Genomic DNA, 21,935 nt, shown 5'->3' on the forward strand with positions numbered 1-21,935 from the left:
AAGAGCCGTTACTGCTACATCTTCAGCAGGACTTGCATTTATGTGGGAGGTATTAGGTGTTGCGGCTTCCAGCAGAATGCCTATAGCATTAGCGGCAGTGGCAAGAGCTCTTACAGGACCTCTTAATATTAACTGTGACCATTCAGACACCATGGGTGCAAGAGATTCAGGATGGATACAGTTATATGCCGAGGATAATCAGGAGGCTTATGATAACATGGTTATGGCATATAATATAGCAGAACACCCGGATGTTATGCTTCCTATTATGATATGTCAGGATGGTTTTATAACCAGTCACGCAGTTATGAACATGCAGCTTTTAGATGACCTTACGGTAAAAGAATTTGTGGGAGAAAGACAGCCGGTAGACTATCTTTTAAATCCGGATGAAACTTTTGCTGTGGGACCTTATGCTGTATCCGATTACTATATGGAATCAAGAAAAGCACAGGCTCACGCAATGGAAAATGCTAAGAAGGTTATTTTAGATGTTGCAAAAAAATTTGAAAAAATATCAGGACGTAAGTACGGATTGATTGAAGAATACAAGATGCAAGATGCTGAATATGCAGTGGTTATCATCGGTTCAGCAGCTGGAACTACTAAAGATGCAATAGACAGAATGAGAGCTAATGGTGATAAGGTAGGACTTATAAAGGTTCGTTCTTTCAGACCGTTTCCGGGAGAAGAAATTGCAGCATCATTAAAGAAATGCAAGGCAGTAGCTGTTATGGACAGAAGCGAGGCATTTTCTACAAACGGTGGTCCTTTAGGTGCTGAAACAATGCAGGCTATGTACACGGGAAAATGTGATGCTCTTGCCATTGATATTATGTATGGTATTGGTGGGCGTGATGTAAGAGTGGAAGATATGATAAATGTTTATGAAACATTAAAGGATATAGCAAAAACAGGTGAGACAGGTCCTACATACAGATATATGGGATTACGTGATAAGGAGGCAAAATAATGGGTTACAATTTTAAGGAAACAATGAATAAACCGGAACGTTTTGCTCCCGGTCATAGAATGTGTGCAGGTTGTGGAGCCACAATTTGTGCAAGAAATGTTCTTCGTGGACTTCACGAAGGAGATAAAGCTGTTATAGGATGTGCAACAGGGTGCTTAAATGTTTCATCTTTCCAGTACCCATACGTGGCATGGGAAGACAGCTATATACATAGTGCTTTTGAAAATGCAAGCTCTACCATGAGTGGTGTTGAAGGGGCATACAAGGCATTAAAAAGAAAAGGAAAACTCAAGGAAGATTACAAGTTTATCTGCTTTGGCGGTGATGGTGGAACATACGATATAGGTATTCAGTCATTATCAGGAGCAATGGAACGTGGAACTAACTATACATATGTATGTTATGACAACGGTGCTTATATGAATACAGGAACCCAGCGTTCATCTGCCACGCCTATGTATGCAGATACAACTACAACTCCTGTAGGAAGTAAATGCAACGGAAAAGAGCAGTATAGAAAGGATTTGGCAGCAATTTTAGCAGCCCATGACATTCCATATGTGGCACAGACCACATTCTTTAACGGATTTAAGGATTTACATACAAAGGCAGAAAGAGCCATTTATACTGAAGGCCCTGCATTTTTAAATGTATGTTCACCATGTCCTACAGGATGGAAGTACAAGACAGATGAAATAATGGATATTTGCAAAAAAGCTGTTGAAACTAATTACTGGCCTTTGTTTGAAGTAGTTGAGGGTAAATGGATACTTAACTATGAGCCAAAGAACAGACTTCCAATTGAAGAGTTTTTGAAAACTCAGGGAAGATTTAAGCATCTTTTTAAACCTGAAAATGAACATCTGATAGAAAAGTATCAGAAGGAGGTTGACAGAAGATGGGAAGATTTACTGTTTAAATGCAGCAGATAATTAAAGGATAGCAATATGGAATTTGAATATAACAGAGACAAAAAATCACTGATTAACGTGATGAAAAGTAAGGCTGAAAAGAAAAATCTTAAAGTTGGTTTAGAAAATGATAAGATAAGCATCACCTTAGAGCAGGGAAAGTTTAATAATGGGGAAGATGCGATTCCCGTGACCTTTAAAGGAAAACTGGCGGATAAAAGTGACAAATGCATTATATCAGGAAAATTCACCTATGGATTTTATTTGTATGGACTGGTATTTTTTGCAGCTATTCTTATTGTTGCGAGATTTGTTGCTTCGGCAATGCAAAAGCAGACGGATAACATAATTTTGTGTCTGGTGGTAACTGTTTTACTTGCTATAGTGATTGTGGTAGTTAATTTTAAATCCAAAAAGGGAAAAGCAGTTATTGAAGAATACTTAAAGAATTTAAATGTCAGATAGTTTATTGGAAAAAATATTCTAAAAGGCTTATATATTAAGATATTTCATGGAATACCTTGACAATATTTTCACATTAAACTATGATACATAATATGTTACCAAAGGAGGTAGTTCTATTTTGACTACCTCCTTTTATTTTTTTATTTCAAAAAAGGGAGAAAAAATATATGAGTTTTGCAGAAATAATTTCAGCTATTGACGATTTTGTGTGGGGACCGGTGATGTTAATATTGCTGGTTGGAACAGGAGTATTTCTTACAGTAAGATTAAAGTTCAGACCTTGGAGAAATTTAGGGTATGCATTGAAAAGCACATTAAGTAAGGAAGCAAGAACTACAAGTAGGGGAGAAGGTGATGTATCACCATTTTCAGCACTTACTACAGCCTTGGCGGCAACCATTGGAACAGGAAACATAGTAGGAGTGGCTACGGCTATGGTGGCAGGTGGTCCCGGAGCATTGGTATGGATGTGGATATCAGCCTGCTTTGGATTAACATCAAAATTTAGTGAATGTATGCTTGCCATAAAATACCGTGAAGTCAACGAAAAAGGCGAAATGTCCGGTGGTCCTATGTACACAATGAAAAAGGGCTTTAAAAACAAAAAACTAGGAGCATTTCTGGGAATGCTTTTTGCAGTGTTTGCAGTAATAGCATCCTTTGGTATCGGTAACATGACACAGGCTAACTCCATTGCGGAGTCAGTACATGACACCTTTGGAGTATCAACTACCATAGTAGGTGTTATTCTTACAATTCTTGCTCTTGTAATTATTGTAGGAGGAATCAAGACAATTTCAAAGGTGTCATCAGTTGTTGTGCCTTTTATGGCTATTTTCTATGTAATAGCAGGATTGATTGTTATTATATTAAATATACAAAATGTTCCGGCAGGGGTTGCCATGATATTTAAAATGGCATTTAGCTTTAATGCAGTGGGAGGTGGACTTTGCGGAGCTATAACAGCGGCAATGATGAATGCCATGCGTTACGGTGTTGCCCGTGGAGTTTTCTCAAATGAGGCAGGAATGGGTTCAGCAGCCATAACAGCAGCAGCAGCCACCACAGATGATCCTGTACGTCAGGGATATATTAACATGACAGGTACATTTTGGGATACCATTGTAGTATGTACCATAACAGGACTTTGCATAGCTTCATCAGGAGTGCTTGGTATGACAGATACCACTATTAAGGGAACATATGATGTGGAGTCAAATAACATTGCAGTGGTAGCTCATGATAACGACAAAAAGGATGCAAATGTTAATTATGCATATGAACTTAAAAATTCAAATTTAATATTAAAATATGTTGATGATAATAACAAAGAAAATACCATAGAGCTTACATATTCAGAGAAGGATAAGCAGCCTTCGGTTATAGATGGAACATGGAACGACGCAGCAGGCAATGAGTACATATTTGAGGGTGGTAAATATGAATATAAGGAAGTGGTAAAGGGAGCAGCTCTTACCATTGCAGCATTTTCATCTGTTCTTGGAAAATTAGGAGGATATTTAGTAACCATAGGAATAGTTTTATTTGCATTTTCCACCATACTTGGTTGGGAATATCATGGTGAAAAGGCTTTTGAATATATTTTCAATACTCACAAATTTAACATGGTGTACAGAATAGTGTTCTCACTGGTGGTATTTGTGGGCGCAACCACGGCTTTGGATGTGGTATGGAATTTCTCAGATATAGCTAATGCATTAATGGCAATTCCAAACCTTATATGCCTCCTTGCATTAAGTGGGGTAATAGCTAAAGAGGTGGAAAGATTCCAGCCTGAGGTTGACAAGGCAAAAAGAAAAAATAAATAGTGCGACATATACTTTTTATAGACAAAAAAGGGTATTAAAATAGTGAAATTACAAAGTTAAAGTTACTGTTTTAATACCCTTTTTAATAATAACGTTTCAGTATATAAAGTGCATAAAAAAGCCGTAAAATATTGTGATATTTTCCTATATCAAACAAATTGACATTGTAAAATTACAATGTTAATATTTATTGTATAAGTAGTTTAACGTTTAACTGGAAGGAGGGTAGAAGGTAAATATAAAGATAAATAATTTGAAAGGGATATTTATAATATCAACAGGTAAATAAAATGAAATTGAGAAGAATAATTGCTTTTGTAATGGCAATAGCCATGACATTGCAAGTGGGGATTTATGAAAACACTACAAGGGTAGACGCAGCCACATCAGGGGAGGCAATATCTGTATTTTATGATACATACACAGATAAGGCTATGTATGATCCCGGAGATACCGTTAAGATTACAGTTAATGTAAATAACAAATCTGAAAGCAAAATCAAAAGTCTGGAATTGCAGGCTATGCATTTAAATAAAAAAGTTGGAGATAAAATTGTGACTGATTGCAATATTGAGGCGAAGGCAAAAAGCACAAGAATTCTTAAATGGACAGCACCGGATAATGATTTTCAGGGATATATGCTGGAAATTGTAGCAAAGGACGAAAACGGAACTGTTATAGATGAAGAAAGTGTAGGCGTAGACGTTTCTTCAGACTGGAGAAAGTTCCCAAGATACGGATACCTTTGTGATTTCAGTGAAAATGCAAAAACATATGGAAAAGTTGAACAGTTAAGTAAATATCATATCAACGTAATAGAATACTATGACTGGCATCATTTACATCACCAGCCGTTAGCACCTAAGGAACAGCTTGATTCAGGAGTATATCAGGACTGGGCAGGACGTAACATATATGTTAATACCATTAAAAATTATATTAAGAGTTCTAAATCAAAGAATATGGCATGTATGGCATATGATATGATATATGCAGGAACAGATGATTTTGTTGCCGGTGATAACAATGAACACAAAAACTGGCAGGTATTTTTTAAAGATGACAATAATAGAGGAACAGGAGCTTTCTGTTACAAGATGGGAGATTCACCTACAGGTAACGGAACTCTCTATTTTATGAATCCTCTTAATAAGGATTGGCAAAATTACATATTTAATGAATATAAGAAAGTTTTTGAATATTTTGACTTTGACGGATGGCATGGAGATACTGTAGGAGACTGGGGGGACATGGTAACTGCCGACGGACAGCCTCTTGGCTATACAGATGACGGACAGCCGATATATGTAATAGCAGATACATATAAAGAATTTTTAGATGCAGCAAAAGCGGCATTAGGAGATAAGTGTATTTCATTTAACCCGGTAGGCGCAAAGGGAATTATTCAGGCAAATACAAGTGCGGTAGATGCTCTTTACACAGAATTCTGGCCATGGGATACAGACAGAAACGGAAATACATATGATACATATAACTCTCTTGTAACTGAAGTGGAAAACTCCATGAAAGACAGCAACGGAAAGTCTTTGGCAGTTAAGTCATACATCAACAGAAATGCTACAGACGGTCATATGAACACACCGGCTGTTATGCTGGTAAATGCAGCTGTTTTTGCAGCAGGTGGTAACAGAGTTGAATTAGGAAATGGAAATAACATTCTTCATGAGGAATATTATCCACATGATGGAGTAACAATGACAAACGACTTAAGCAGCAGAATGAGAAATATTTATGATTTTGCTGTTGCTTATGAAAATATTTTACGTGACGGACAGACAGCAACAGATAATAAGGTTTCCATATCAGATTATGCTACAAGTACAGAGGGTGAATCAGACAAGATCTGGACTTATACAAAAAAAGGAAACGGATATCAGATGCTCCATTTAATAAATCTTCTGGGAACAGATAATAAATGGAGAGATGAAGACAGAACTAAAGCAACACCTACAAAGGTAGAAAATTTAAAGGTTAAATATTACTATTCAGATGAAGTAAATTCACTTTATCTTGCATCTCCGGATAAAAATGGTGGAATGACTGAAAGTGTGGCATTTACAAAGGGTGAGGATAGTGATGGAAAGTATATTGAGTTTGCAGTTCCCTCTCTTGAATACTGGGATATGTTATATATGTCATCAGATGAACCAACACAGTTAAATGAGAGAACAAACCTTGAAAAATCATACACATTTGAAGGTGAAGATTATTATAAAGAAAAATTAGCAGAAGGTCAGGCAGATTTACAGCCGGGAGAATCATTCTCATTTACAATGCCTGAAAACATTGTAAAGGGCAAATACGAAGTAAGTGTTGTTTCCTGTGGTAACCGTACCAAAATTGGTGTGGCAGTGGGAGACAATGATGCAGCTTACATAGTAAGAAACGGCAACGGATTTGGTATGAATCAGATGACTACTGACAAATTATCCTCTACTATTTCCTTATCAGGAGGAGAGAAAATAACGATTTCAGATAATCCTGATGATGGAAGCGGTTACGGATGGGTTGACAAGATTATTGTTAAATTAGTTAAAACTGATGAAGCTGAATATACAAAGACATATGAGTATCCGGAAGGCATTATTTACAGAATGGAAGCAGAAGACGGAACACTTAAGGATGTGGGCGGAAATGATAAGCCACAGGTGGTATCTGAGGAAAATGCTTCTGAAGGAAAATATGTAAATAACATTGGACTTAATCAGGGAAGTGTAAGCATGGTTGTTCCGGAAGGCGTGGAAAAAGGTACATACGATCTTGTATTAAGCTATTCCAGTGGAACATCAGGTCAGGTTAATATTTGGGTAAATAACAGATGCTATAAGATGAACTATACAAAGACCAATGACTATTGGGGATTTGTTCCAAGTGTACAGGGTATTGGAAGTATTCCTGTTAAGCCGGGAGATGTAATAAAGGTTCAGGATGCATTAGACAGTTGCTGGATATGGTTAGATTATATTTATCTGTCAGAGCCTGGTACATATGAAAAAGCTGACTATGAGAGAAATTATAGCGCAGATGTTAAAATTGACGGTTTACAGATAAGCACAACTGTGGAAGGATACAGAACAGTATATACATTAGATGATCCTGACAGTGAAGTGGCAGAAGTGGGAATGATATACGGATTGGCAGATTATGTAAGTGAAGATGATTTAGAAGTTGGAAGTACCAATGCATATGTAAAGGAAAGCAAGGCAACAGAAAATGGAATATTATCTTCTGCTGATTCATCTACAAAATATGTCATGACTATGGAGTTTGTAAAGAACGCAGAGTTTTTCAATGCCAAGATATGCGAGAGAGCATATGCAAAGTTAAATGATGGAACAGTTATTTACAGTGATGCATTAAATTTCTCAGTATATGATTTAGCTGAAAATCTTTACAGAAATAATAAAATGAAAAATAAGGCTGCTCATGATTATTTATATGACACAATAATAAGTGCAGTAAATCCGGCGTATACAAAGATAGATTTTAACATTGGTAATTCATTAGTAAAACCGGAATAGATTTTATATTAAAGAGAGGTTATCACATTGTGGTAGCCTCTTTTTCTATTGGTAAATATTTGGCAATATGGTATGATACATTTGTGATACAAAAAAGTTACAAAATATAAAGGTAACAGATAATTTGTATTTTTTGAGGGATAAAAATGATTGAAATATTAATAGCAGAAGATGATGAAATAATTGCAAATCTTATAAAGGTAAATTTAGTAAAGGCTGGTTATTCCTGCACCTGTGCATACAATGGAAGGGATGCTGCGAAAATGATGGACACGGTAAAATTTGATTTGTGTCTGTTTGACATAATGCTTCCTGAAATAGATGGATATGACCTGTTAGAATATGCCAAAACCATGGATTACCCTGTGATTTTCATTACGGCAATGGGAAGCACGGATAATAAGGTAAAGGGACTAAAGTTAGGGGCAGATGATTACATAACCAAACCCTTTGAAATAGTTGAAATGCTTGCAAGAGTGGAAAGTGTATTGAGACGTTATAGGAAGGCGGAAAATCTTATAGTGGAAGAGGATGTAACCATTGACTTAGCTTCTATGGAAGTGAAAAAAAACGGAAAGCAGGTTATGCTTACACTTAAGGAATTTAATTTATTAGTATTATTAGTGAGAAATAAAAACGTGGCTTTGTACAGGGAAGTTATATATGAAAATGTATGGGGAAGTGATTATATGGGAGATAGCAGAACTGTTGACCTTCATATTCAAAGAGTGAGGAAAAAGTTAGGGTGGGAGAAAAAAATAGAATCAGTATATAAAGTAGGATATAGATTAAAGGGCTAGACATGAAAATTTTTTGGAAAATATTTTTATCTATTTTAAGCATTGTAACGGTAATGTACCTTGTTTTTGGAGGTGCATTACTTTATGCGTCTTTTAATAATTCATTAAACAGGGAAATTCAAAGAGAAGTAAGCGAAAATAAAATGTTTATGAACATGCTTAAAACGTCTTTAAGTGTATCTGTGGAGGATGATAACAGGTTAGAGGAAAATGTTATAAAAACCACGGAATCTGTACGAAACAGTTTGGGACAAAACAGATACAATATCAAATTATGTAATTCCAAGGGAGTGGAAAAGTACAGGGGAAGCACCATAGAAAGTTTTATTTCCGTTAAGGAAATGAATAAAAAAAACAGTGCTTATGTTATAAAGCTTGCAGATGATAATGAACATTATATTGAAAATATGAACAAAATAGTTGTATACGGAAAAACTTATTATGTAAGCAGCATAAAAAATATACAGTACATATATGAAGATAGAAATACATTATATAACAGATACAGGCTTATGGTAATTATGGCATTTGTTGTGTCAGGAATATTGTCTTATTTAATTTCTAAAAGGATAACAAAACCTATAGTTGAATTATCAAAAATTACTGAGAAAATGGCATCAGGAGATTACGGCGCAAGGGCAAAGGGAAAACAGACGGGAGAGGTTGGAGTTTTAATTAACAGCTTTAACAGTATGGCAGATATTTTAAAAGAGAATATAGAAGAATTAGAGGACAGTGCCAGAAAACAGGAAGATTTTACTGCAAGTTTTGCTCATGAATTAAAAACACCTCTTACAGCCATTGTAGGATATTCAGATATGATTCGTTCAATGGATTTAAGTGAAAAAGAAATTAAGGAATATTCCAATTATATTTTCTCTCAGGGAAAAAGATTAGAAAAACTGTCCTTTTCACTGATGGATTTAATATCTCTTGACAAGCAGAATATCAGCTTTGAAAAGGTGAATATGAAGCGTCTTCTTAAACAGGTAGGAGAAATGGCAAAACCTAATCTTATACAAAAAAGAATAAAGTTTAAGATTAAAGCTGAAGAGGGCAAGGTATATGGAAATGAAGAATTGCTTATATCACTGATAAATAACATAGTGGATAATGCCAGAAAGGCTGTGGATATAGGTGGGGCAATTCTTATTACGGGACAGGCATCAGGCAATGAATATATGGTAACCGTTCAGGATAACGGATGTGGAATGGAACCGGAGGAACTTAGAAAAATAACAGAGGCATTTTATATGGTGGATAAATCAAGAGCAAGAAAAGAGGGAGGCGCAGGCATTGGAATGGCTTTGTGCAAGAAGATTGTTTCCATACACCATGGGAAATGGAAAATAGGCAGTAAACCGGGGGTAGGCACAAATGTATATGTGATACTACCTATGGATAATAAACAGTTAGCAGGAGAAGGCTATGAAAATTAAAAAAACGATATTAGCGATTATGGGAATCGTGGTTATAATTGCATTAGCCATGATTTTGCCGATAATTTTAAATGAAGTGACAAATAAAAGTAATGTAGGAAAAATAAGCTACAATGATGAAACGGCTTATGAGGTGACTACAGGAGAAACTAAGTCTACTGAGGAAAAGCTTGAAATATTAGGGGATGTTTTAAGTGGTAAGTCAAATGCCCAGGTTATAAATGTAATATTTAATTCGGAAAATAAGAAACTTAAAAGTGTTGAAAAAAGTATTAACAATGAATATAAGAAATGGCTTCAGATTGAAAAGAAATTGTTTGGGGAAAAATATAATGATTTGCTTTTTGATGGACAGCTGTACTTTAATGATATTCAATTATACACAATATACGATATGGGAATATCTTATTATGTTTGTGATGTTGTTGTATACAATAAAGAAACTGGACTTAAAAACCCATTACAAATATATGTGGATAGTGATACCATGAAAATATATCTTGTAACCTGTAAAGATATTGAGATATTTGAAAAAATGGCAGTACAGGTTTATGAAGGAAAAGACAATTTGTCATTAGCTATTATACAGTCTAAAATAATAGATTCTCTTGCAGATTATTATGGCATAGAAAAAAAGTCAAAAATGCAAAATGTGGAAACAGATGAGGGAATAGGGGTGAATCTGATAAATGATGTGTTGTGGCAGATTCATTCGGGAATTGACGGAACATCAGTAAATATAGGAATAAGTGAGTTTGAGGAGTTTACATATTATAATAACAATTTTCAGAAAAACGATATAAAAACTGATGTGAAATCAGGAACCATTAGTTGATAATGGGTAAAAAAGACGATATACTATCATAATGAGTGTTTGAAATTCAAACATAAAAGTATGTTGGAGGCATTTATGAAACCTGTTGAAATAAAGGAATTGTATGATAATACAGAAAAATATATTGACAAAGAAGTTGAAACATGCGGATGGGTAAGAAGTATAAGGGATTCTAAAACCTTCGGATTTATAACAGTAAATGATGGTACATTCTTTAAACCCATACAGGTGGTTTACAGTGATAAACTTAATAATTTCTCAGAAATATCAAAAACAAATATTGGAGCGGCACTTATTATAAAGGGAAAATTAGTTGCCACACCTAATGCAAAACAGCCTTTTGAAATTCAGGCAGAGGAGGTAATAATCGAGGGGGAAAGTACCGGTGATTATCCTCTGCAAAAGAAAAGACATAGTTTTGAATATCTTAGAACAATATCACATTTAAGACCAAGAACAAATACATTTCAGGCAGTTTTCAGAGTGCGTTCCCTTTGTGCCTATGCCATTCACAAATTCTTTCAGGAACAGGGATTTGTATATGTTCATACTCCCCTTATTACAGGAAGCGACTGCGAAGGGGCAGGGGAAATGTTTCAGGTTACTACTCTGAATTTAAATAATGTTCCAAAGGATGAAGAGGGGAATACGGATTACTCAAAAGACTTTTTTTCAAAGCCAACTAATCTTACAGTATCAGGACAGCTTAATGGGGAAACATATGCTATGGCATTTAAAAAGATTTATACCTTTGGACCAACATTTAGGGCAGAAAATTCTAACACTACAAGACATGCAGCAGAGTTTTGGATGATTGAGCCGGAAATAGCTTTTGCAGATTTAGAAGATGATATGGAATTAGCAGAGGCTATGATAAAATTCATAATAAAATATGTGTTAGAAAATGCACCGGAGGAAATGGATTTCTTTAACAGCTTTGTTGATAAGGGACTTTTAGACAGATTAAATCATGTGGTAAATTCAGATTTTGGCAGAGTAACATATACGGAGGCCATAGATATTTTAAAACAGCATAATGATGAATTTGAGTATAAGGTAGAATGGGGATGTGACCTTCAAACGGAGCATGAGCGTTATCTTACGGAAAAGATATTTAAAAGACCGGTGTTTGTAACGGATTATCCAAAGGAAATAAAGGCATTTTACATGAAGTTAAATGATGACGGAAAAACCGTGGCAGCTATGGACTGTCTGGTGCCGGGAATCGGAGAAATAATCGGTGGAAGCCAGCGTGAGGAAAAAGAAGACGTATTAAGGAAAAGAATGAAGGAGTTAGGACTTAATGAAAAGGACTATGAATTTTATCTTGACTTAAGAAAATACGGTACTGCAAGACATGCCGGCTTTGGATTGGGATTTGAGAGAATGATTATGTATCTTACGGGAATGGGCAATATAAGAGATGTAATTCCCTTCCCAAGAACGGTTAATAATTGTGAACTATAGAGAAAATTTTTGGCATAAGATAAATAGAACGAAAGGGTAATTTAATGACTAAATTTTTTGTAAAAAAGCCATATTTCGTAGTAGTGGCAGTAATAATTATTCTCCTTATCGGGGGAGTAAGCTTAAACAGAATGAATATGGATTTAATGCCGGATATGGAACTGCCATATATTATGGTAATAACAACCCAGCCGGGAGCTACTCCTAAAAAAGTTGAAAATGACGTTACAAAGCCACTGGAAAGTTCTCTTGGAACAGTAAATGGGGTGGAAGACGTAAAAAGTGTTTCTGCTGATAACTACAGTATGATAATGCTACAGTTTGCAGATGATACCAATATGGATTCGGCTTTGGTAAGAATATCAAAGGTTTTAGATACGGTAAGCCTTCCTGATGAATGTGGAACTCCCAATATAATGGAAGTAAGCATGGATATGGTGGCAACCATGTACGTAGGTGTGGATTATAAGGGTAAGGACATAAAAGAACTTACGGATTTTACTAAAAATACTCTGCAACCTTACTTTGAAAGACAAAATGGTGTGGCAAGTATTACCTCTATGGGATTTACCACAGATTCCATAGAAGTAAAGCTAAACAGTAAAAAAATTGACAAAATTAATGATAAAATCCTGGCTAAAACAAACAGTAAATTGGTAGATGCACAAAAGCAGATAGATGATGCACAAAAGAAATTATCAGATGGGGAAAGGGAATTAAATTCCCAAAAGTCTAATTTAGATGACACTCAGAAAAGCACTAATAAGCAGTTAGCTGATGCCCAGGTTAAATTATCCCAGGCACAGGCTGTAAAAAATGCTTACGAGGCATCCCTTAACAGCTTAAAGGCAGGTAAAAGTGCCCTTGAAGCGGAGCAGAAGGCATATGAGGATGCAAAGGTTGAAGATATGTACAATAAAATTGACAAGACGTTTACAACTTTTAGCTCTCAGTATGGTGAACTGGCAAAACAGGCAGGGGTAACTGTTCCTAAAAATATTAAGGATGCGGTGAATAACAAAAAGGAATTTGAAGCTTTTGTAAAGTGGCTGGAAAAAATAGGTTACGGCAAAGAAGCAAAGGAATTAACCTACAAAAATCTGAAAAAAGTTTATGACATTGTAGAAGTGAGAATGCCCCAGATAAAAACTGAACTGGCAAATCTTGAAATAGAAATTAAGGCAGCATCAATGATGAATGACACTATTTCAGGACAGATGAAGGGAATAGACGAAAATCAGTCAAAAACAATTGAAGGGGGATATAACGCCGCCGCAGGATTTGGTGCAGGTCAGGCACAGATAGCAGCAGGTCAGACTCAGTTAGAAAGTGCTAAAAAAGATTTAAAAGATGCAAAGAGAAAACTGGAAAATTCAAGAAAAGCTGCTAAGGAGAATGCAAATGTGGACGCATTGTTAAGTATTGATACATTATCTAATCTTATTTATGCTCAAAACTTTTCAATGCCTGCGGGATACATAGACGATAAAAATGACAACCAGTGGTTGATTGATGTGGGAGATAATTATACCGGTAAAAAGGAAATTAAAGATATGGTTCTCACAAAAATATCCGGCATTGGAAAGATTAAATTATCAGATGTGGCTGATGTAACAGTGGTTGATAATGCGGGAGAAAGCTATTCAAAAATTAATGGTGGGGATGCAATATTACTTGCCATATATAAATCAAGTACAGCCAACACCAGTGATGTGTCTGATAACATAAAATCAGCATCAAAGGAACTGGAAAAGAAATATGATGGTTTGTCAGTAACAACCATTATGGATCAGAACAATTATATAGATATGATTATCAGTTCCGTTTTAAGCAGTATGCTTATTGGTGCAATTCTTGCAATTATTGTGCTGGCACTGTTTTTAAAGGATATTAAGCCTACATTAATAGTAGCCTTTAGTATACCATTTAGTGTGTTGTTTGCCGTAGTTATAATGTATTTTACCAACATCACATTAAATGTAATGTCTCTTGGAGGCTTATGTCTTGGAATAGGAATGTTAGTAGACAACTCCATTGTTGTAATGGAAAATATTTACAGGTTAAGAGGACATGGCATATCCGCACCAAGAGCTGCGGTACAGGGTACTAAACAGGTGGCAGCACCTATTGTGGCTTCAACCTTAACTACCATAAGTGTATTCCTTCCTATGGTATATGTTACGGGAATGATTAGTGATTTACTGATGCCTTTTGCATTTACCATTTCATATGCCCTTATAGCATCCCTTATTGTGGCAATGACTGTAGTTCCTACTATTAGTGCAACAGTTTTAAAAAACACAAAAACAAAACAGCATAAGTTATATGACAAAGTAAATAATTACTACGGAAAGGTATTAGAGAAATGTTTGAAGCATAAGGCAATCCCTCTTATAATCTCTGTTTTACTGCTGGTAATATGCGTTGTGCAGGCATTTAGAATGGGGCTTGTAATGATGGATGACATGGTAAGCAACCAGATTTCAGTAAGTCTTACAGTAGATGATGACACAGAAAAGAAAGAGGCATATGCCACAGCTGATAAGGTAATGGATGCCATACTTAAGGTTAAGGGAATTGACAAGGTAGGTGCCATGGATGGAAATGCCGGCGCCACATCATCTGTTTTAGGAGGAGCCGGTGGAAATTATACCTCCTTTACATTTAGTGTAATAACTGATGAAGACATAAAAACTACAGGTCAGTTTAAGAAAATTATAAAAGAAATTGAGGACAACGCTAAAGATATAAAATGCAAAGAACTTAAGGTGTCATCTTCAGCCCTAGGAGACACATCAAGTCTTTCCGGTAACGGACTTCAGGTAAATATATATGGTGATGACCAGAATAAACTTGTGTCTATCAGCAAAGACGTTAAAAAAATGATGGAAGACATTAAGGGAACAGAAAATGTAAAAGATGGTATCAGTGAGAAAAATAAACAGATACATTTAGAAATAAATAAAGATAAAGCGGCAGGATATGGGCTTACAACGGCACAGATTTACCAGCAGTTAGCGGCAAAGATAAAAACAGACAAAACAGCCGTAACAATTACTGTGGATAACAAGGATATGGATGTTAATGTAATAAATGACCTTGATAAGCCGGATGTTGAAAATCTCATGAATACGGAAATTACATCTACAACTAAAAATGCATCAGGAGAAGATGTAAATAAAACCTATAAGCTATCTAAGTTTGCAAAAATGATTAAGGGAGAAAGTGTCGACAGCATAAGAAGGGAAAATCAGTCAAGATATATGTCTGTAACAGCTGAAGTTAAAGAAGATTACAATGCTACACTTTTGTCAAGACAGTTAGAAAAGTCTTTGGCAAAGTATGATACACCGGATGGATATAACATAGAAATTCAGGGTGAATCAGCTCAGGTAATGGAAATGATAAAACAGATGCTGTTAGCCCTTGCTTTAGGTTTCGTGTTTGTATATCTTATTATGGTAGCACAGTTCCAAAGCATTTTATCTCCGTTTATCATTATATTTACGGTTCCATTGGCATTTACCGGAGGTATGATTGGACTTATGATATTTGGTCAGTCTATATCAGCCATGGCGCTTATGGGATTTATGATACTTATGGGAACAGTTGTAAATAACGGAATAGTGTTTGTGGATTATGCAAATCAACTGAGGATAAAAGGAATGGAAAAACGGGAGGCATTAATCAGAACGGGAAAAACAAGAATGAGACCAATACTTATGACAGCCCTTACCACTATTTTATCCATGAGTGTTATGGTATTCTCACAAAATGCCGGTGATGCAATGCAAAAGAGTATGGCTATAGTGGTTAGTGCAGGTTTACTGTATGCAACATTAATGACATTGTTTATTGTTCCGGTTCTATATGACATTTTCTATAGAAAGAAACCAAAGGTCATAGATGTTGGAGATGACAATTTGGATGATATTCCGGATGAAACGGCAATGTAAATTATATATGAAAGGATGTAGTGATGGATTTTATAATTGAAATATTAAAGGTTATATTTTTAGGAATAGTTGAGGGAATAACTGAGTGGCTGCCAATAAGCAGCACCGGACATATGTTACTGGTAGATGAATTTATTAAAATGAATGTAAGCAGTGACTTTAAGGAAATGTTTTTCGTGGTAATTCAGTTAGGAGCAATTCTGGCAGTTGTGGTTATGTTCTGGAATAAAATGTGGCCTTTTAAAAGAAAGGATACAGAAGATGGAATTAACAAAAAAGGCTCAATCCTTAAAAAGGATATATGGTCTTTATGGTTTAAGGTTGTAGTAGCCTGTATACCGGGAGCGGTTGTTACAATAGCTTTTGATGATTTTATTGAGGCACATTTACATACACCTACAGTTATAGCCATTACACTTATATTCTATGGTATTGCTTTTATAATAGTCGAGCGTTGGAATAAAACAAGAACACCAAAAATCAACACTCTTTCAGACATAACATACAAAACTGCATTTATAATTGGTTTATTTCAGGTGTTATCCATAATCCCGGGAACGTCCCGTTCAGGTTCAACAATAATCGGTTCATTGCTTATTGGGGTATCAAGAGTGGCAGCAGCAGAATTCACATTTTTCCTTGCAGTGCCGGTTATGTTTGGACTTAGTTTTATAAAACTTTTAAAATTCGGTTTGTTATTTACAGTATCTGAGTTAAGCATTTTGCTTGTGGGAATGGCAGTGGCGTTTTTTGTTTCATTACTTGTTATAAAGTTCCTTATGGGATATATTAAGAAGCATGATTTCCAGATATTTGGATGGTATAGAATTATTTTAGGAGCAGTAGTTTTAGTATATTTTCTTTTTAGATAAAATTAATTAATATGAAAAGGTTTCAATCTGATTTTACGTTAGGTTGGAACTTTTTTTGTTTATAGTTGTTTTTTCTTGTATTTATTTGTGCAATTTATCAGTTCTGAGGATAAATTTGGTAAAATGGCTTTAAAGATTTAGTTAAAAGTGCTAACATATAATAGATTTCGTAATTATTTTTGTTAAATATTAAGGAGGAAACAATGAAATTGAGTGATTTTAGAAAGAAATCAATCACAAGACGTGTCTGGAGCGTTGTCCTAACCATAGTAATGGTGTTTAACCTTATGTGTGGTTATGTAGCAGTTTCAGAAAGCAGTGTGACAGATGTAAAGGCTGCCACAAAGACTCTTGCTGAATTGAAAGCTGAAAACAAGGCTTCATCGGCAACTTACCGTAACGTAATGTATTACGGTGAATGGTCAGTTTATGCAGGACAGAAGAATTTCTATCCAAGTAAAATTGACGGAAGTTTAATTACACATTTAAACTTCGCATTTATGGACGTGGATGAAAAAGGTAATTTAAATGTTTGTGATTACTGGGCAGATTTTGATAATCCTAATGTTGGATACAGCGTTGGCTCAGAATCTTTATATGCCGGTGTATTAGGAGCAATGCTTCTTTTAAGACAGCAGTACCCTAATATGAAAATCGGTATTTCCGTAGGTGGGTGGACAAGATCAGGAGCATTTCCTAAGCTTGCATCAACTGCAGAAACAAGAAAGAAATTTGCAGAAAATATAGCAAAATTTGTTCATTATTATGGATACGATTTCGTAGATATTGACTGGGAGTATCCTACAGCAGACAGAGACCCGGATCCTACAGGAAACGGAGTAACTGTTGATAAAGGATGTAAAGGCTCAGAGGCAGATACAAAGAACTTTACACTTCTTATGCAGGAACTTAGAAATACTTTAGATGAGTATAGTGTAAAAGATGGTAAGTATTATGAATTATCATGTGCCATGTCAGCATCACCGGCTATGATGGCAAAAATCGAATATGACAAAGTTTTACAGACAGTAGATTTTGCCAACATGATGACATATGACTTAAATGGTGCGTGGAACGGATATACAGCTCACCAGACAGCTTTATATACTAACGATTCATATGATCATGACAAGCAAAAAGATGCGCAGTTCTCAGTAGATACATGTGTTAAATATTTAGAAGATACATATGGCGATAAAGTTGATATGTCTAAGGTAGTAATTGGTGTTGCACCGTATACAAGAGGTTGGGCAGAAGTTAAAAATGACGGCTTAGATCCTGACAACCCGGGACTTTATGCAACAGCTACACCTAACAGTGTTAAGGCAGCTGACGGAACTACAAGTGGTACATATGCATATGGCGATATTGATACTCTTATCAGTCAGTACAAATTAAAAGAATATTATGACGAAAAGGCTCAGGCAGCTTATTACTATAGTGCAGAAACAGGATATTTCTTTACATGTGACAATGAAAGATCCGTTGCTGCAAAAGGTGATTATGTAAAGAAAAAAGGTCTGGGTGGTCTTATTTCATGGATGGCTTCATTAGACAGCACAAATGCAGTAACTAAGACTATGAAGGATTCTTTATATGGTTCAGCAAGCCTTCCAAACCAGAAAATTGTAATTCCACAGAAGGATAACATTTCAGTGGATATTGCAACATCAGGCAGTGCATATACATTTACTGTAAAAAACAATAACACTCTTACTGAATCAAGTGAGGCAACATTGCCTAACCCTTCAGGTGATAAGGCAGCATTGCCACAGGCAGAAACATTTGGTGAGTCAGTGGCATATCCTACGTTTTACTTTAAGACAAAGAGCGGGGAGATTCTTACAGGAGATTGGCAGTCAGGTGGAACAATTTCCAGCGGAAATGGATATACAATTATTACTCCACCAGCATGGAGTTCAAAGAAATTTGCACCGGGTGATTCTCTTACATTTACTTTGAAAACATCAGGAACAGCTAAGGCATCTGATATTTCAGAAATCTATATGACATCAAAGGCATTAGAAAATGGTGAAGAGATGGGCAAAACCGTGTTATACTCAGATGGAACCCCGGCCCAGACTGAAACAACTAAAAAAGATGATACACACGTTACAACTAAAGAAGGTGAAGTTGTAACATCAAAGGATAATGTTACAACAAAAGAGGATTCTACAACAAAGGCAGCCACAGGAGATTATCCTGTATGGTCACCTGACAGTGTTAAATATGAACTTGGAGTTCTTGTTCAGTATGAAGGAAAAGTATATGAATGTACATATGGTCATACTTCAAATTCAGGCTGGTCACCAATATTAGCAGGTACACTTTGGAAGGAAAGAACTGACTTAGTAGCAGGTAATCCTGAAACAACTAAGGGATCAGGAGAAGAACAGACAACAGAGGATAATTATACTGTAAATGGTAAGTTACCACAGCATATGGTTACAGGATACTGGCATAATTTCTTAAATGGCTCAAAGGCACTTAAGATAAGTGATGTTCCTACATATTATGATATGATTTGTGTTGCCTTTACAGGAAACACATCAACTCCGGGAGAGGTTACATTTGAACTAGACAGTGACTTGTGTAAGGAACTTGGAGGATATACAAAGGCACAGTTTATACAGGATATTAAGGACGCAAAGGCTAAGGGACAGCATGTTATTATTTCTGTAGGTGGTGCTGAAGGCAGAATTGAAATCAACAGTGAGGCAGCAGCACAGAGATTTGCTAACGGATTAATCAACATTATTACTGAATATGGATTTGAAGGTGTTGATATTGACCTTGAGGGAAGTGCTGTTACAGGTGTTGATTATATTGCAGAAGCACTGAGAACAGTACATGATCATTTTGGAGATGATTTTATAATTACAATGGCTCCTGAAACATATTATATTCAGGCAGACAGATTATCAGCTAATGATATTACAACTTCATATTTAAGATTGGCATTAAAGATTAAGGATATTTTAACAATCTGCTATCCACAGTTCTACAATACAGGTGGAATGAACGGATACGGTGGATCAATTGTAAATCCGGGAACAGCTGATTTCCTTACTTCGATGTCAACATTAGTAATCGAAGCAGGACTTAGGGCAGATCAGGTAGCGTTTGGTGTTCCATCAATGGCTAAGGCAGCAGGTAGTGGTTATGTGTCAAATGACACTATAAAGACAGCACTTAATTCCATGGTAAACGGTACTTCATCAGGAGGCTTTACACCGCCAAGAAAATACCCTACATTCAGAGGTGTAATGACATGGTCAATCAATTGGGATGCAACAAATAATTATGCATGGGCTAAAGCTATGGATGCAGCAGTAGATGAAATGCCAACTACAGAGGTACCTACAAAGGCACCGACTGTAGAAACAACCAAAGCCCCTACAGTGGAAACAACAGCACCGGGAGAGGTTACAGCGAAACCTACAGAAGTTATTGGACTATCTTTAATTTCACAAAATGGTGCAGAGGTAGCCTTTGCATGGGGACAGACACAGGATCAGATTAAGTCAGGTCAGACATACAACGTTTATATAGATGGAAGTTTTTATCAATCATATACAGCTGCTACACAGGTAGCTTATACATTTACTAAAAACGGAAGTCATACAATAAAGGTTACAGCAGCATTAAACGGTACGGAAACAGCAGGAAGCATACTTAGTATTAAGGTTTCAGGATTATCTGAATCAGACACAACAGTGGCTCAAACAGAAAAGCCTACATCAGGTACACCAACAACAGGTCTTTCATCAAGACTTATGATTGGATATTACCATACATGGGATAATGCAGGAAATCCGTTTATTAAATTAAGAGATGTTGACAGTAACTGGGATGTAATTAATATTTCCTTTGCAGAACCTGTTAGTGCAGGAAGTACAGATGGAAAAATGCGATTTAACATTTCAGGTCTTTCAAGCAGTTATACAAAGGAAGACTTTAAGCAGGATATTAAAACATTACAGGCTAAAGGAAAGAAAATAGTTCTTTCCATTGGAGGATACGAGGGATACTTCTCTTTAGATTCACAGGCAGCTGTAAATCAGTTTGTAAGTGATATTAAGGGATTTGTAGATGAATACGGATTTGATGGAATTGACATTGACTTAGAACAGTCATCTGTACAGTTTGCCCAGGGCAATGATAAGGATATCAGAAAAATTAATTCACCTAAATTAGCTAACATGGTTTCAGCAATTAAGACTATTGTACACAGCTATGGCGATGATTTCATTCTCTCATGGGCACCTGAAACATTCTATATGCAGATGGGATATATGTACTATGCAGGAATTAATCAGTATTGTGATTCAAGGGCAGGTTCATACTTACCAATGATTAATGCATTACGTGAGGAAACAAGCTTTGTACATGTTCAGTTATACAATTCAATTGCCATAACAGCACCGGATGGAGTTTCTTATAATATGGGAACAAAAGAAGGGGTTGTAGCAATGTGTAACATGTTACTTGACGGTTTTTATGTAGGAGCAGGAGCCGGTGTCGCAAAGAGTGAAGCAACATACTTTGCACCACTTAGACCTGATCAGGTAGTAATTGGTGTTCCGTCATCAGCCGGTGCAGCAGGAAGCGGTCAGATATCTAATGCAAACCTTCAGGCAGCATTCTCAGAGATTGATGCAGCTCATCCGGGACTCAGAGGTATTATGTCATGGTCTATCAACTGGGATTCATCACAAAATGGCAATTCATTTGTAAGAGAGAATCAGGCATTCTTATCTAACTTAAGAGGTGATGAGGAAACAACACAGAAGCCGACAGAGAAACCTACTGAGGCACCAACAGAAGCACCTACACAGGCACCGAC

General features: G+C 36.1%; 12 protein-coding genes. All 12 read left to right on the top strand.

Annotation, left to right across the window (positions count from 1 at the left end; all coding sequences use genetic code 11):
• A partial coding sequence (gene porA / locus Q5O30_RS02885; protein ID WP_302674544.1) for a pyruvate ferredoxin oxidoreductase occupies positions 1–973 on the top strand: 973 nt, incomplete at its 5' end.
• Positions 973–1,905 (top strand): thiamine pyrophosphate-dependent enzyme, encoded by a 933-nt coding sequence (locus Q5O30_RS02890; RefSeq protein ID WP_021952259.1) that lies wholly within the window; start codon positions 973–975, stop codon positions 1,903–1,905. The genes porA and Q5O30_RS02890, both read left to right, overlap by 1 nt.
• 15 nt (positions 1,906–1,920) lie before the next feature.
• Entirely contained in the window at positions 1,921–2,349 is a 429-nt protein-coding gene (locus Q5O30_RS02895; protein WP_021952260.1) for a hypothetical protein, read from the top strand.
• A 167-nt stretch (positions 2,350–2,516) separates the two neighbouring features.
• Positions 2,517–4,178: a sodium:alanine symporter family protein gene (locus Q5O30_RS02900; RefSeq protein ID WP_021952261.1), complete on the top strand. Its 1,662-nt coding sequence runs from the start codon at positions 2,517–2,519 to the stop codon at positions 4,176–4,178.
• Positions 4,179–4,468: 290 nt separating this feature from the next.
• Positions 4,469–7,720, top strand: coding sequence for a glycoside hydrolase family 66 protein (locus Q5O30_RS02905; RefSeq protein WP_021952262.1), 3,252 nt, complete (start codon positions 4,469–4,471; stop codon positions 7,718–7,720).
• Between the two features lie 146 nt (positions 7,721–7,866).
• Complete coding sequence (locus Q5O30_RS02910; protein WP_021952263.1) at positions 7,867–8,520, top strand: response regulator transcription factor; 654 nt, start codon at positions 7,867–7,869, stop codon at positions 8,518–8,520.
• Between the two features lie 2 nt (positions 8,521–8,522).
• Positions 8,523–9,959, top strand: coding sequence for a HAMP domain-containing sensor histidine kinase (locus Q5O30_RS02915; RefSeq protein WP_021952264.1), 1,437 nt, complete (start codon positions 8,523–8,525; stop codon positions 9,957–9,959).
• Positions 9,949–10,794, top strand: coding sequence for a hypothetical protein (locus Q5O30_RS02920; protein ID WP_021952265.1), 846 nt, complete (start codon positions 9,949–9,951; stop codon positions 10,792–10,794). The genes Q5O30_RS02915 and Q5O30_RS02920 overlap by 11 nt, the downstream gene beginning before the upstream one ends.
• 75 nt (positions 10,795–10,869) lie before the next feature.
• Complete coding sequence (gene asnS, locus Q5O30_RS02925; protein WP_021952266.1) at positions 10,870–12,261, top strand: asparagine--tRNA ligase; 1,392 nt, start codon at positions 10,870–10,872, stop codon at positions 12,259–12,261.
• 44 nt (positions 12,262–12,305) lie between these two features.
• The gene (locus Q5O30_RS02930; protein WP_021952267.1) at positions 12,306–16,217 is read left to right on the top strand and encodes an efflux RND transporter permease subunit; all 3,912 of its coding nucleotides are present in this window, start codon (positions 12,306–12,308) and stop codon (positions 16,215–16,217) included.
• Positions 16,218–16,240: 23 nt separating this feature from the next.
• Positions 16,241–17,089 carry an undecaprenyl-diphosphate phosphatase gene (locus Q5O30_RS02935; RefSeq protein ID WP_021952268.1) on the top strand — a complete coding sequence of 283 codons (849 nt, stop codon included), beginning with the start codon at positions 16,241–16,243 and terminating at the stop codon, positions 17,087–17,089.
• Positions 17,090–17,292: 203 nt separating this feature from the next.
• Positions 17,293–21,935: glycosyl hydrolase family 18 protein (locus Q5O30_RS02940; protein ID WP_302674545.1), on the top strand; the 4,643-nt coding region annotated here is incomplete at its 3' end.

Source organism: Eubacterium sp. CAG:161, assembly GCF_000432355.1.
In the GTDB taxonomy this organism is placed as follows: Bacteria; Bacillota; Clostridia; order Lachnospirales; family Lachnospiraceae; genus Eubacterium_G; species Eubacterium_G segne.

What these genes read in the sequence shown, in the direction of transcription:
- Q5O30_RS02895 (WP_021952260.1), top strand. Translation starts at nt 1,921, where the DNA reads ATGGAATTTGAATATAACAGAGACAAAAAATCACTGATTAACGTGATG.
- Q5O30_RS02905 (WP_021952262.1), top strand. Translation starts at nt 4,469, where the DNA reads ATGAAATTGAGAAGAATAATTGCTTTTGTAATGGCAATAGCCATGACA.
- Q5O30_RS02930 (WP_021952267.1), top strand. Translation starts at nt 12,306, where the DNA reads ATGACTAAATTTTTTGTAAAAAAGCCATATTTCGTAGTAGTGGCAGTA.
- Q5O30_RS02890 (WP_021952259.1), top strand. Translation starts at nt 973, where the DNA reads ATGGGTTACAATTTTAAGGAAACAATGAATAAACCGGAACGTTTTGCT.
- Q5O30_RS02900 (WP_021952261.1), top strand. Translation starts at nt 2,517, where the DNA reads ATGAGTTTTGCAGAAATAATTTCAGCTATTGACGATTTTGTGTGGGGA.
- Q5O30_RS02910 (WP_021952263.1), top strand. Translation starts at nt 7,867, where the DNA reads ATGATTGAAATATTAATAGCAGAAGATGATGAAATAATTGCAAATCTT.
- Q5O30_RS02935 (WP_021952268.1), top strand. Translation starts at nt 16,241, where the DNA reads ATGGATTTTATAATTGAAATATTAAAGGTTATATTTTTAGGAATAGTT.
- Q5O30_RS02920 (WP_021952265.1), top strand. Translation starts at nt 9,949, where the DNA reads ATGAAAATTAAAAAAACGATATTAGCGATTATGGGAATCGTGGTTATA.
- asnS (WP_021952266.1), top strand. Translation starts at nt 10,870, where the DNA reads ATGAAACCTGTTGAAATAAAGGAATTGTATGATAATACAGAAAAATAT.
- Q5O30_RS02915 (WP_021952264.1), top strand. Translation starts at nt 8,523, where the DNA reads ATGAAAATTTTTTGGAAAATATTTTTATCTATTTTAAGCATTGTAACG.